The sequence below is a fragment of the Parerythrobacter aestuarii genome, assembly GCF_030140925.1.
Taxonomy (GTDB): domain Bacteria; phylum Pseudomonadota; class Alphaproteobacteria; order Sphingomonadales; family Sphingomonadaceae; genus Parerythrobacter; species Parerythrobacter aestuarii.
In genome coordinates this window covers 1,289,886-1,303,375 of the sequence record NZ_JARBWD010000001.1, presented here as the reverse complement: position 1 = coordinate 1,303,375, position 13,490 = coordinate 1,289,886, and the positions used below count along the sequence as shown (strand labels likewise).

The following is a 13,490-nucleotide window of genomic DNA, read 5'->3' as shown; positions in this document are numbered from 1 at the left end:
GGGTCAGAAATTGAAGCCCGCCGCGATGCCGTAGCGGCGCGGATCGAGCGTGAAGACGTTGGTGAACAGGCCCGACGAGGCGTCGGTCACGTAAAGACCCGTCACCGAATCGCTGTTGAAGATGTTCTGGACAAACCCGCGAACGAACCACTTGTTGTCCGGACCGTTGAGCTGGATCTGGGCGTTCGCCTGGACGAACGGTTCGATCCGGTTCACCCGGCCGTTGAACACATTGCCGTATTGCTCACCGGTGAAGGCAATGTCGAAGCGCGGAACCAGCGTCATGTCACCGCTGAGATCGGCGGTGTACTGGATGCCGGCCGAAGCCTTCATTTCCGGCGCTTGGGGCAGCTTGTTGCCCTTGAGGTTGACCTGCACGCCCGGGCTCAGCACCTGGACGCCGCCGAACAGGCCGCCGATGGCGGTCGCCTGTGCGTCGAGCACCGAGCAGATGCTGAAGGCACCGTTCGAAGCGATACCACTGTCGGACGGGAAGGACGTGGTGCCCTGCAGACCCAGCGCCGGGTTGACGGCATTGACGAAAGCATTCGCACCGGCACCGGTGACGGCGCACAGCGCACCGTTGGTGATGTCCTTGATGATGACCGCATTCGGATCGCCACCACCCGGATCACGCGGGTTGGAGAAGAACTGGTCACCCGACACCGTAGCGTTGAGGTAGCTGAAGTTGACGTTGATCAGCCATTCAGGAGAAGGCGAAACCAGCGTTTCAAGCTCCAGGCCCCAGACCTTTGCGTCGATCTGGTCGTTGACCGAGGTCCGCGCGATAATGCGGCTCAGCTGCAAGCCGGAGTACTTGTAGTAGAACGCCGTGGCGTTCACCTGCAGTGCCCCGTTGGCGAAGGTGTTCTTCGAACCGATTTCGAAGGCGTCGATCGATTCCGGACCGAAGCTCTCGCTCACCGCGAACACCGGCGACAGCGGCGGGTTGATACCACCCGACTTGTAGCCACGCGAATACGAAGCGTAGATCAGGTTGTCCTGCGAAATCTGCCAGTCGATTACGAAACGACCGGTAATCTCGTCGAAGCCCACGCTGCGTGATTGCAGCAACTGGTTGCCAGCGGTGCCCGGGTCGGCATCGAAGCTGCCAACGAAGGGCGAAGCGAACGGATCGCCATCGTTGGAGTACGGGTTGAGGAAGCTCGCCAGCGTGGTGCGGGCATCGAGCGCCTTCTTGTCGTTGTTGTACCGCAGGCCCGCAGTCAGCTTGAGATTGTCGGAGACGTCGAAATAGACTTCGCCGAACAGGCCGTAGCTCTTGAGCTCGAACCGCTGGGTATTGTTGCGATAGAACGAGGTTGCGAGGTAGCTCGGCGGCAAGCCTGCACCCAGCGACGTAAACGAACCAAGCACACCGGTGATATAGTCGATCGCGAAAGCGTTGACGTAGTAGTCGGTGTCAGTCGCCTTGGCATTGGCATAAATGCCGCCAACGAGGAAGTTGAACGGCCCGTCGAAGTCCGACGAGATGATCATTTCCGTTGACCACGACTTGCCGTTGGTGCGCGAGCGGTCAAACTGAGTGCCGTCCGGCGTACAGATTGCGAAGCCTTCGAAGGCACCACGGTTATCTGCCCGCGTGTCCGAGACGCAGAGGTTGCCATTGCCATCGAACAGGGCATCCACCACCGGCTGGAAGTAGGAAGCCACGACCGGGCCGACAGCAAGCGGGTTGGCGAATACGGCCAGGGTGCCGAATGCGGTTGCCGCCTGCGGGATTGCACCAACACCGTTGTTGTAATCCTGACGCGAGTCGACGCTGGTTTCCTGGTAAGTGCCCGAAAGCCCGACCTGGATGGCACCGAAGTTGTGTTCGATGTGCGCCTGCAACTGCAGTTCGTCGGCAAAGTATTCCGGCGTGAACTGCGTGTTGATCTGCCGGACATCGGCCGGCTCGATGAAGTTGGCATAAGCATCGGGGCCGTAGAGGCTGTTAAGCCCGAAGGTCGCCGGGATGCCGTTGATGGCGAGGAATTCCGACGAACCCAGCGTACCGGTGAAGGTCGAGTTGGAATTGGTCTTGTCGAAATCGCGCCGGTTGTTGAGGCAGCCGAGAATGCCGGTCGGATCGCGCTGGCACAGCTGCTTCTGGATACGCATGCGGTCATCGTCTTCACGGAAGTAGTATCCCATGAGGTCGATTGTCGTATCAGGGCCTGGCTCGAACCGCAGAGAACCACGGACGGCATACATTTCACGACCGTCGATGTCGTTGCCGTCATAGAGGTTGGTCGTATAGCCGTCTCGCTTCAGGTAGAAGCCTGCAAAACGGGCACCGATGGAATCACCGATGGGGATATTGACCATCCCCTTGCCCTTGATGCTGTTGTAGTTGCCATACTCGAATTCGCCGCGGGCGGCGAAGCCTGACAGGTCCGGCTTGGCCGAAACGACGTTGACCACGCCTGACGTAGCGTTGCGACCGAACAGTGTGCCTTGCGGGCCGCGCAGGACTTCGATCCGCTCAAGGTCGAAATACTCGGTTTCGAACAGACGGGTGCCAAACAGCGGTGCCGAGTTCATGTGAATTGCGGTCGCGCTATCGCAGCTGGTGCCGACACAAAGGTCGCCAATACCACGGATGGTGAAGCTCGACCCGGTGAAGTTCGACTTGGTGAAGGAGACGTTCGGCAGCGTCAGCTGCAGGTCGCTTGCGTTCTCGATCTGCTGCGCTTCGAGTGCTTCTGCCGAGAAGGCGCTGACCGCGATCGGAACCTCTTGCAGGCTTTGCGATTGGCGTTGCGCGGTAACGACGATGACGGGATTGCCGCTGCGGCTTGTTGCCTCCTCGGTATCCCCATCTTGTGCGTAGGCAGGTACAGCGATCGCGCCGACACAGATGCCGGCCATCAGGGAAGCCCTGATCCTCATAAACTCTCTCCTCTCCCTTAGTGCCGCTTTTCCGCGACATCTAAGAAAGGAAGCTAAACCGGAATACGTATGCCTTGCAATAGGATTGCGCGATTGTGCGCATTTTGTGGACTTTCGGTCACTCGCTGATTTCCGGAGGGGTCAGACCCTGTCGCGCACTGCCGTCGCCTCGCCCTGGCTGATGACGCGCATTTCCGGCTCCAGCTGCATCCACCCGGCGAGCAGGTTGAGGTCTTTCTCATTGGGTACGCCGAACAGTGCTGCATGGCTTTCCTCGAGCGACAGCACCAGCTTGTCTCCATTGCTTGCAAGGCCGGCGCGCTGGAATGACTGACGCGACCGTGCGCCCAGGCGGCGGCACAGCCGGATTGCCAGCCCCCATCCGATTGCCTGATCAAGGCTTTCTTTCGGTGCCAGCGCCCGAACCTCAGCGGGCAAATCAAGGTTGTTGCCGTTGGCACAGATTGCCGCTGCCAGCATGGCCCGTCCCTGCGGCGAGACTGCAATCCAGCGCTTGTGCAGCGCCCATTCCACGCCCGACCGCATGCGCAGGTTGGGCTCGATCTGCATTGCAGCGAGCGAGAGCATGGTCGCACCCAGCCTGAGCCGCTCGGACCGGGGACCTGATTCGGGCAGCGCATCTACAGTCCAGCTCGCCACCTTGGCCGCCATCGTCGGCGAGGCCCCGCGCGAACTGGCGAAGGTCGAAACCCCTGCGATGAACGGATCCTGCGCCCGGGCATGCGGTGCCAGCCCTTCGAACAGGATCCCTTCGCGCAGGCCCCATGCCGACACCACGACATTGCGCGGTTCCAGCTTCTTGACCAGCGCCTGCAGCACCACTGAAGCATCCGGCATGAACCCAGCACGCATCGTCGAAATGCGCGGATTCTGCAGCAATTCCTCGGGATCCTTCTTGGCGAGCTCTTTCGCCAGCTTCACGGCTTCGCCGGCCGGCAGGCGCAGCCCGTGCGGATCGGTCAGCGGGAAGTCGAGCCGCTCCATGGCATAGACGGCCATGGCTCGCCAGGTTCCGCCGACGAGGTAAAGATCGCCACCCTCGCAAATGCCGATGCCCGACTTCTTGATCGCTTGCTGTACCGCCTTGCGCAATCTGCCCTGGTCGCCACCTCCCAGCCCTTCGAAACGCAAGGTACCGATCGGCAGGCTGACGCCCGGGCAAGGCTCTCCCTCGCCGATCCGTGTAAGTTCGAGGCTGCCGCCGCCAAGGTCGGCGACGATACCCTGCGAAGTGGGAAAGGCCCCGATCACGCCCCAGGTACTGAGCCCGGCTTCATCTTCGCCTGACAGGAGCTGGGGGGCAAAGCCGAGCTGGCGCAAACGATCGAGGAATTCGCCGCCGTTGCTGGCATCGCGCACCGCTGCAGTGGCGACGACATCGACTTCATCGATACCGATATCACCTAACATCAGCGCGTAGCGATCCAGCCCGCGCATCGCCAGCTCGATGGCCTCGTCAGCGAGCATCCCGGTGCTGGCGATATCGCGCCCCAGCCGGGCAGCGACTTTCTCGTTCAGCAACACCGTGGGTGCGCGCGGCGAGCCGCCATAGACGACCAGCCGCACCGTATTCGACCCGATATCGATGATCGCGCGATGCGGGGTATTGCCGGAGAACAGCCCCTCCCTGTCCGTCCTGCGCCCCGCTCGCACCATTCAGATAGCACCCCGGCGCAAGGCCAGCTTGGGAACAGCGCCAGCTTCCAGCGCACCGCCGCGCCCGGACAGCGACGGGTTGGTCATGAAATACCGATGACAGTTGAACGGTTTTTCACCGTCGGGGATGCGAATGTAACTGCCATCGGGCAACAGTTCCCAGCTCTGCTCGGTATCGAGCAGGTTAGCCAGTAGCACCTGCTGCAACACCTGGTCGCGCACAGTTTCGTTTTCCAGCGGAACCAGTTGCTCGACCCGACGATCCAGGTTGCGCACCATGAGGTCGGCCGACGAGATGTAGACCCGCGTTTGCGGTCCCGGCATCGGCTCGCCGTCGGCAAAGGCATAGATGCGACTGTGCTCGAGAAAGCGGCCGATGATCGACTTGACCCGAATGTTCTCCGACAAGCCCGGCACGCCCGGGCGCAGTTCGCAAATGCCACGCACGACCAGCTGGATCTCCACCCCGGCCTGGCTTGCGGCGTAGAGCCGGTCGATCATGCCAGTGTCGGCCAGCTGGTTCATTTTCATCCAGATCGCTGCGGGCTTGCCCGATTGGGCGTTGACCATTTCATTGTCGATCGCGGCATAGATCGTTTCGCGTAGGTCGATCGGAGAAATGGCCAGCAACTCTGTCTCGCGCGGCTCGACATAGCCAGTGACGAAATTGAACAGCTTGGCCGCATCTCGGCCCATTCGAGGATCAGCTGTGAAGTAGCTGAGATCGGTGTAAATCTTGGCCGTGATCGGGTGATAATTGCCGGTCCCGAAGTGGCAATAGGTGCGGAAACCATCCTCGTCGCGGCGCACGACCATCGCCACCTTGGCGTGAGTCTTCCAGTCGACGAAGCCGTAGATCACCTGCACCCCGGCCCGCTCCAGCTTGTTGGCCCAATAGAGGTTTTGCTCCTCATCGAAGCGGGCCTTGAGCTCGACCACGGCAGTGACAGACTTGCCGTTCTCTGCCGCCTCGACCAGCGCGTCGACCACTTCGGACTGGTTACCCGCGCGATAGAGCGCCTGCTTGATGGCCACGACGTTGGGATCGCTCGCGGCCTGCCGCACAAAATCGACCACCACGTCGAAGCTCTCGTAAGGGTGGTGGATGACGATGTCTTTCTCGCGAATGGCGGAGAACAGGTCGCCATCATGCTCCAGCACCCGTTCGGGGTAGCGCGGTGAATAGCTGTCGAATTTCAGATCCGGACGATCTTCATCGACAATGTCGCCCAACCCTTCGATGCCCAGCATGCCATCGGTCTTGACGATTGTGGCCCCCGGCACGTCCAACTTCTCGCGCAGCAAGGCTTCCGCGGTCGGTTCGAAGTCTTCCTCGATCTCAAGCTGGATCACCTGCCCGCGTCGCCGCCGCTGGATGGCGCTGCGGAATGTGCGCACGAGGTCTTCGGCTTCCTCCTGGATCTCGATGTCGCTGTCGCGGAGCACGCGAAATGCGCCATCTCCGATAATCTCGAAACCGGGGAACAGGTGCCCGGCAAAGCGGGTGATCAGGCTTTCGATGCTGATGTATAGCGCATCCTCGCCCGGCACCCGGATGAATCGCGGTAGGGCCGACGGGATGAGTATCATCTCGACCAATTCCCGTCCGCCACGACGCAGTGTGAACAGCAGGCCCAGCCCTTCATTGGCGACGAAGGGGAACGGATGGGCCGGATCGAGTGCCTGCGGGGTCAACAGCGGCATTATCTCGTCATGGAAGTGTCGCCTGAGCCAGTGATAGGCCTCGGCATTCACGCGCTCTTCCGCAGCGACATGGATCCCCGCATCGGCCAGTTGCTCGCGCAGCTCCCGCCAGATGTCCTGCTGCCTTGCCGTCAGCTCTTCCAGCCGCTCAACCACGGCGGCAAGCTGTTCCCGGGGCGTGCGTCCATCGTCGGAGAGCTTCTCGATCCCGCGCTGTACCTGGCCGACCAGGCCAGCGACGCGGATCATGGTGAACTCGTCGAGATTGCTGCCCGAGATTGAAAGGAACCGCAGCCGTTCAAGCAGCGGATAGGCATCGTTGCAGGCCTCGGACAGAACCCTGTCGTTGAAGGCCAACCAGCTCAGCTCGCGGTTGAAATAGCGCTCGCGCGCCTCGGTCGGCGGCTCAAGGTCGTTGTCCTGGGTGATCGGCAGGCTGCCCATGGCTCATCCTATAGCGGTCTCGCCCTAACAATTGCTAGCTGTTCGCTCGAGCTCCTCGCACGATGTAGCCGGCGGCAATGCTAGCGGCGTGCGCTGGCCCGTTCGACCAGGTGGACCGAGACCCGACGGTCACGGTCGTCATTGGCACCGCCCAGGGCCGCTTCGACAAGATTGAGCCCGGCTTCGGCAAAATCGGGTTCGATCGTCGTAAGGGGCGGCGAAGAATGCGCCCCGACCCCAAGGCCGTCGAAGCCGATTACTCCAACGTCTTCGGGGACGGACTTGCCGGCCTCGCGCAGCGCTGCAAGTGCCCCCAGTGCCATGGCGTCGCAGGCAGAGAATACCGCATCGAAGGGTTGCCCGTTCGCGAGCAGGGCCGCGATTGCACCCGCGCCTTGCTCCTCACGCGTATCGCCCGGGGCAGTGACCGCCTCGAAGCATTCAAGCCCGGCCGCCTTGAGCGCATCGCAATACCCTTCGTATCGCTCGCGGAATTGCCGCTGGGCCCCATCGGTTTCGCCAATGAAGGCGATCTTCTTGTATCCGCCCTTTACCAGGCGCTCGACCGCCAGCTTTGCCCCCGTGCGGTTGTCGGACCGGACATATCCCGGACCGTCGAAGGGCGAACCCCAGAAAGCAAGATTGTCCTGTGCCTCGCGATAGTCGCTGAAATACCGCCAGGCCTCGCGGTTGGTTGCGGTGCCGAGGACCACGACGGCATCGGCCTGCCCGCGTTCGATAAACTGGCCGAAGAACTGCTCCGGTTCCGACTGGATCGAGACAAGCGCCTGGTACCCTTGCTGCGCTGCTGCGGTGCAGACGCTGCCGAGGAGGGAATAATAGAACGGATTGACCGATGCCGCGCCCTGACCCGGGCGACCGATTACCACCACCGCGATGGTCTTGCTGACCCCGCTGCGCAGCCGCGCCGCGCGCTCGTCGACAACATAACCCAGCTCGCGCGCTGCCTCGACCACGCGTAGCCTGGTCGCTTCGGTAATGGTCGGCGAGCCAGATAGCGCGCGCGATACGGTCGATTGCGAGACGCCGGCCTTGGCCGCCACGTCGAACGAGGTCAGGCGCCTCTCATCCCTGCTCACAGCTGTTCCTCACCCTGTTTTATGGTCTTGGCGCTGCTTGGCCGAAAGCTGCGTGCAAGGTCAATCGCTTTGGATGCTGCAGCGGGCCTACCCAAGGCGCAAGACAGACGCTAACGCTGCTGCCATGACCGAACCGACCACCGCCCGCAGCTGGCTGTTCGCCCCCGGCGACAGCGAAAAGAAGATGGACAAGGCCGCCGCGAGCGAGGCCGACATCGCGATCTTCGACCTGGAAGACGCGGTCGCGCCCGAGAACAAGCCCGAAGCGCGGCGCATGGTGCATGACAGGCTCGCCAGCGCCAGCGACGAAGAGCGTGCGCGGCTGTGGGTGCGGATCAACCCGCTCGATGGCGGGCTAACCCCGCATGACCTGGCCGCGATCATGCCTGCCAGGCCCGGCGGGCTGTTGCTGCCCAAGTCGCGCGGGCGCGAGGATGTGCACACGCTCGACAATTTCCTGACCGCGCTGGAGGCGGCGAACGGGATTGAACTGGGCTCGACCCGCGTGCTGGTGCTGGCGACCGAGACGGCAGGCGCGATGTTCCACTGCGGCGACTATGCCGACGCGCCGCGCGTCTGCGGGCTGACCTGGGGCGCAGAGGACCTCTCCGATGCTCTCGGTGCGAGCGACAACCGCGCGCCCGACGGAACCTACGACCACCCTTACGAACTCGCCCGCAGCCTGTGCCTGCTCGGCGCGCGCCATGCCGGGGTGCAGCCGGTCGAGACCATCCACGCCGATTTCCGCGATCTCGAAGGGCTGGAGCAACGCGCCCGCGACGTCAAGCGGCAGGGCTACACAAGCATGCTGGCCATCCACCCGGCGCAGGTCGAGGTCATCAACCGCGTCTTCACGCCGAGTGAGGAAGAACTCGCCGCCGCGCAGGAGATCGTCGATATCTTCGCCGCCAACCCCGGAGCGGGGACCATCGGGCATGAGGGCAAGATGCTAGACCGGCCACATCTTGACCGGGCGAAGGGGTTGTTGCGGGCGGCGGGGAGGCTTTGAAGATCGCGGAATATACACGGCAGCGCATCACGACCTTGATAGGAAGATCCCGAAACCTCCCCTTGAGCCTGTCGACATTCCAGTTGGTGGGTGCCTTGATCGGGGCTGTAAGTCTCTTTTCGATGGCCGAACAAATCTGGCAATTCGGAGTGTCATCAGTCTTAGGCGACATACTTGAATACTATCGGCGCTTAGCGAATTGGAGCTTGGGCTGGATTGGTTGGCCCTTTGATTGGCGACTCACAACATTTCAGCGTGAAGTCTTGGCCCTTCAACTCCTTTGCTCGTCCACATTGCTTCGCTCTGGGGCCATACGCGACCTAACTTATCGCGGTTTCGACAACAATTTCCGTCCCGCCCATGTTGCCGTAAAGGCTTTGATACTGCTGACGCCGCTGAGTATCATGGTCTGCTACAGTTCAATTACAGATGTCTTGACTGAGCCGTTTATGGAAGAGAAGTCGGGTACGTTAAGCGAACGAGCGAGACCGTTTGTTTTCGCGAGCCTATTCGCGCTTCTGGCGCTTTTTGCACTGAATGCATATGGGCTGTCTGCAGCGAGCGATTGACGGTTTCGAGAAACACCCTACCCCTCCACCGGCCGTTTCAACTGCAACCCCGACCGCTTGCACGTCGCCACAAGCTCGTCCTTCTGGTTGTAGGCGCGGTGCTCGAAGGTCACGATCCCGGCATTGGGCCGTGACTTGCTTTCGCGCAGGCCGACGATCTCCGTCTCGATCCGCAGCGTATCGCCGTGGAACACCGGTGCCGGAAAGCGCACTTCGTCCCAGCCGAGGTTCGCCACCGCTGTCCCCAGCGTCGTGTCGTTGACCGAAATCCCCACCATCAATGACAGGGTGAAGCAGCTGTTGACGATGCGGGTACCGTAGTCGGTGCCCTTCATATATTCTTCGTCGAGGTGCAGCTGGGCCGGGTTGTGGGTCATGCAGGTGAAGAAGACATTGTCCGCTTCGGTCACCGTGCGGCGGATCGGGTGCTGGATGACCTGCCCCACTTGCATCTCGTCGAACCAGATCCCGGCCATGTGTGCGCTCCTCTCGTGCGGTGTCCTCGCGCGATAGCCGGGCACGGCCCACAGGTTCAATCGTTTTCCTACACGAACCTTTTTGGTTATCGGAAGTATCTCCTAAAAACCCAAAAGGACATCCCCATGGCAATCCTCGAATCCCTCATCGGACCGGTCGCCTCGATCATCGACAAGATCATCCCCGACAAGCAGGCCCGCGCGCAGGCCAAGCTGCAACTGCTCGAACTCGAAGGCACGCAGGAGCTCAAGGCGATCGAGGCACGCCTTTCCGCCATCGTCGCCGAAGCGCAATCGCCCGATCCCTGGACCAGCCGCGCCCGACCGAGCTTCCTCTATGTAATGTATGTGATCCTGCTGTTCGCCCTGCCGATGGGATTGATCGCCGCAGTCTCGCCCGCCTCCGCCACCGCCATCGCCAGCGGCATCAACGCCTATCTCGGCGGCCTGCCCGAACCGCTCTACGCACTCTTCGGCACCGGCTACCTTGGCTACACCGCCGCCCGCCAGTGGGGGAAGGTCAAAGGCGTCGAGAAATAGGGACGTGCCGGGGCGCGCTTTTTCGCGCCTGGACTGTGGTCCATGCGGTCCATGTCTCGTGCAGCATTCACTCTTCCCGGCCCCAGCCTGAACGGTTAGAGCGGGTCGCATGGACACAGTCTTCATCCTCAACGGCCCCAACCTTAACCTGCTCGGCACGCGTGAGCCGGAGATTTACGGGCACCAGTCGCTCGCGGACATCGAGGCAATATGCGAGGTCAAGGCGGCGCAGCTCAACCTCGAGATCGACTTTCGCCAGACCAACCACGAAGGCCAGCTGGTCGACTGGCTCCACGAAGCGCGCGAGCGCAGGACCAAGGCGGTGCTGCTCAATGCCGCAGCCTACACCCACACTTCGATTGCTTTGCTCGACGCGATCAAGGCGATCGAACTGCCGGTGATTGAAGTGCATCTGTCGAACCCCGAGGAACGCGAGGAATTCCGTCACCTCTCCTATGTCGGCATGGCCGCTGCCGCTACGGTTCAGGGGCTCGGGCCGCAGTCCTATATCGTGGCGCTCGAGAAGGCGGCAGAATTGTAAAACGCCCCAAAATCGCCCCAATTGAAGCCTTGCAACCGCGCGCGCCCCCGCGCATACGGCTTGGCTTCGGGTTACCAACAGGGACATTTATGGCCGAAACCAAACGTGCCCCCGCACGCAAGAGCGGGATGAATGTGGATACCAAGCTGGTTCGCGAGCTTGCAGAATTGCTCGCGGAAACCGGCCTCACGGAAATCGAAGTGGAAGATGGCGACCGCAAGGTGCGCGTTTCGCGTGGTGGCGGAGTCGTCGCTGCGGCACCCGCACCTGTCGCGATGGCTGCACCGGCACCGGCTCCAGCCCCGGCGGCAGCCGCGCCTGCACCCGCTGCAAGCGAGCCTGCCGCCGAAGCCCATGCCGATGCGATGAAGTCGCCAATGGTCGGCACCTGCTACCTCGCGCCCGAGCCGGGCGCGGACAATTTCGTCAATGTCGGCGACAGCGTGAAGAAGGGTGACACGATCCTCATCGTCGAAGCGATGAAAGTGATGAACCCGATCACCGCCGACAGGGATGGCACCATCAAGGCGATCCTGGTCGAGAACGCCCAGCCGGTCGAGTTCGACCAGCCTCTCGTGGTCATCGGCTGAGGCGAGACGCATGGGCATTTCCCGCATCCTTATCGCCAATCGCGGCGAGATTGCGCTGCGCATCCACCGGGCCGCGCATGAAATGGGCATCGAGACGGTCGCGGTGCACTCCACCGCCGATGCCGATGCCATGCATGTCCGGCTGGCCGACCATGCGGTGTGCATCGGCCCGCCGAGCGCCACCGACAGCTATCTCAATGTCGCGGCGATCATCTCCGCTGCCGAAGTCAGCCATGCCGACGCGATCCACCCCGGCTACGGCTTCCTCTCCGAGAACGCCCGTTTCGCCGAAATCGTCGAGTCGCACGACATCAAGTGGATCGGCCCCAAGCCCGAACATATCCGCACCATGGGCGACAAGGTTGCCGCCAAGCAGACCGCCGGCGAGCTGGGCCTGCCGCTAGTGCCGGGCAGCGATGGCGCGGTCTCCGATCCAGAGGAAGCGAAGAAAATCGCGACCGAGATCGGCTATCCGGTCATCATCAAGGCGGCCAGCGGCGGCGGCGGACGCGGCATGAAGGTCTGCCCTTCCGAAGACCAGCTCGAAACCCTGATGAAACAGGCCGGGAGCGAGGCGAAGGCCGCGTTTGGTGACGACACGGTCTATATCGAGAAATACCTCGGCAACCCGCGCCACATCGAATTCCAGGTCTTCGGCGACGGCAACGGCAGCGCGATCCATCTCGGCGAGCGCGACTGCTCGCTGCAGCGCCGCCACCAGAAAGTACTGGAAGAAGCACCCTCCCCCGTGCTCGACAGCGCCGAGCGCCACCGGATGGGCGAAATCTGCGCCGATGCGATGAGGAAGATGGGCTATCGCGGCGCTGGCACCATCGAGTTCCTGTGGGAAGACGGCGAGTTCTACTTCATCGAGATGAACACCCGCCTGCAGGTCGAGCACCCGGTGACAGAGGCCATCACCGGCGTCGACCTGGTGCGCGAACAGATCCGCATCGCCGATGGCAAGCCGCTATCGGTTCGGCAGGAAGAGCTGGCCTTCACCGGCCATGCGATCGAATGCCGCATCAATGCCGAGGATCCGTTCACTTTCACCCCCTCGCCCGGCAAGGTCAGCTATTACCACCCGGCCGGCGGCATGCATGTGCGCGTCGATAGCGGTCTCTACGCGGGCTATTCGATCCCGCCCTATTACGACAGCATGATCGCCAAGCTCATCGTCTATGGCCGCAACCGCGAAGGCTGCATCATGCGCCTGCGCCGGGCGCTGGAAGAGATGGTGGTCGAAGGCGTCAAAACCAGCATCCCGCTGCACCAGGAATTGCTCCGGCAGGATGACGTCCTGAACGGCAATTATTCCATCAAGTGGCTGGAAGAGTGGCTGGCCGAGCGAGAAAGCTAGCTCAATAGGAAAGGCAGCAATTGTAATGGGTTGCCACTGACCTTCTCTTTTGCAATGGACGCTCCAGGGTCCGTGTAAGCGAGCAAGGGAGGGGCTGGTTTGCTGTCACTGATGTATGTGAGCCGGGCTGAGCCGGGCATCACACCTGAAGACGTCAAAGGTCTTGCTCACCGCGCTGCCGAAAACAATGCGCGGCGCCGGGTAACCGGGCTTCTGGCCTATAACTCACTGAGCTTCATGCAGTTGCTCGAAGGTGAAGGCGCTGCGGTCCTTGAAACGATGCGGGGGATCGAGCGCGACAGCCGCCACAGCGGTATCACCTATATACGACAGGACGAACGCGAAAATCGCGAATGCCCGGACTGGTCGATGCGCTCGCTGCTCACCCCGCTGGCGGGCGTCAGGTCGGCCACCGTGTTCACTGGCACTTTGCCGCCGCAAATGGAACTCGACACCAAGATCCTGTTCACGAGCTTTGCTTCATCACTCACAGCCGAGCAGGCACGGCATCATGCAGAACAAAGCGATCGGGTAATGGGCAGGCAGCGCGAGGCTGGAAACGACTGAGCGGTGGGTTGCCGCTAT

12 protein-coding genes are annotated in these 13,490 nt (G+C 62.0%); 7 read left to right on the top strand and 5 right to left on the bottom strand.

Features of this window, described 5'->3' with window-relative positions; genetic code table 11:
• Positions 1-3 precede the first annotated feature (3 nt).
• From QPW08_RS06395 to QPW08_RS06380, 4 genes are all read right to left on the bottom strand, one after another.
• Positions 4-2,895: a TonB-dependent receptor gene (locus QPW08_RS06395; RefSeq protein WP_284124901.1), complete on the bottom strand. Its 2,892-nt coding sequence runs from the start codon at positions 2,893-2,895 to the stop codon at positions 4-6.
• A gap of 141 nt (positions 2,896-3,036) precedes the next feature.
• On the bottom strand, positions 3,037-4,572 hold the full coding sequence (locus QPW08_RS06390; RefSeq protein ID WP_284124900.1) for a Ppx/GppA family phosphatase: 1,536 nt from the start codon (positions 4,570-4,572) through the stop codon (positions 3,037-3,039).
• Positions 4,573-6,720 carry an RNA degradosome polyphosphate kinase gene (locus QPW08_RS06385; RefSeq protein WP_284124899.1) on the bottom strand — a complete coding sequence of 716 codons (2,148 nt, stop codon included), beginning with the start codon at positions 6,718-6,720 and terminating at the stop codon, positions 4,573-4,575.
• A gap of 80 nt (positions 6,721-6,800) precedes the next feature.
• Entirely contained in the window at positions 6,801-7,820 is a 1,020-nt protein-coding gene (locus QPW08_RS06380; RefSeq protein ID WP_284124898.1) for a LacI family DNA-binding transcriptional regulator, read from the bottom strand.
• A gap of 124 nt (positions 7,821-7,944) precedes the next feature.
• On the opposite strand from QPW08_RS06380, the gene QPW08_RS06375 reads away from it, so the two are divergent.
• Together QPW08_RS06375 and QPW08_RS06370 are read left to right on the top strand one after the other, a co-directional pair.
• Positions 7,945-8,829 (top strand): HpcH/HpaI aldolase/citrate lyase family protein, encoded by an 885-nt coding sequence (locus tag QPW08_RS06375; RefSeq protein ID WP_284124897.1) that lies wholly within the window; start codon positions 7,945-7,947, stop codon positions 8,827-8,829.
• A gap of 62 nt (positions 8,830-8,891) precedes the next feature.
• The gene (locus QPW08_RS06370) at positions 8,892-9,398 is read left to right on the top strand and encodes a hypothetical protein (RefSeq protein WP_284124896.1); all 507 of its coding nucleotides are present in this window, start codon (positions 8,892-8,894) and stop codon (positions 9,396-9,398) included.
• A 17-nt stretch (positions 9,399-9,415) separates the two neighbouring features.
• Here QPW08_RS06370 and QPW08_RS06365 read toward each other — a convergent pair whose 3' ends face one another.
• Positions 9,416-9,874, bottom strand: coding sequence for a MaoC family dehydratase (locus tag QPW08_RS06365; protein WP_284124895.1), 459 nt, complete (start codon positions 9,872-9,874; stop codon positions 9,416-9,418).
• A gap of 126 nt (positions 9,875-10,000) precedes the next feature.
• Between QPW08_RS06365 and QPW08_RS06360 the strand changes: the two genes are divergently transcribed.
• The 5 genes from QPW08_RS06360 (at position 10,001) to QPW08_RS06340 (ending at position 13,472) form a co-directional block, all read left to right on the top strand.
• A complete protein-coding gene (locus QPW08_RS06360) occupies positions 10,001-10,414 on the top strand; it encodes a holin family protein (protein ID WP_284124894.1) in 414 nt (137 codons plus the stop codon).
• 109 nt (positions 10,415-10,523) lie between these two features.
• On the top strand, positions 10,524-10,955 hold the full coding sequence (aroQ, locus tag QPW08_RS06355; protein ID WP_284124893.1) for a type II 3-dehydroquinate dehydratase: 432 nt from the start codon (positions 10,524-10,526) through the stop codon (positions 10,953-10,955).
• Positions 10,956-11,044: 89 nt separating this feature from the next.
• Positions 11,045-11,545, top strand: a complete 501-nt coding sequence (accB, locus tag QPW08_RS06350; RefSeq protein ID WP_284124892.1) for an acetyl-CoA carboxylase biotin carboxyl carrier protein — start codon at positions 11,045-11,047, stop codon at positions 11,543-11,545.
• A 10-nt stretch (positions 11,546-11,555) separates the two neighbouring features.
• The gene (gene accC / locus QPW08_RS06345; RefSeq protein ID WP_284124891.1) at positions 11,556-12,905 is read left to right on the top strand and encodes an acetyl-CoA carboxylase biotin carboxylase subunit; all 1,350 of its coding nucleotides are present in this window, start codon (positions 11,556-11,558) and stop codon (positions 12,903-12,905) included.
• A gap of 99 nt (positions 12,906-13,004) precedes the next feature.
• Positions 13,005-13,472, top strand: coding sequence for a BLUF domain-containing protein (locus QPW08_RS06340; RefSeq protein WP_284124890.1), 468 nt, complete (start codon positions 13,005-13,007; stop codon positions 13,470-13,472).
• The last annotated feature ends 18 nt before the right edge of the window (positions 13,473-13,490 follow it).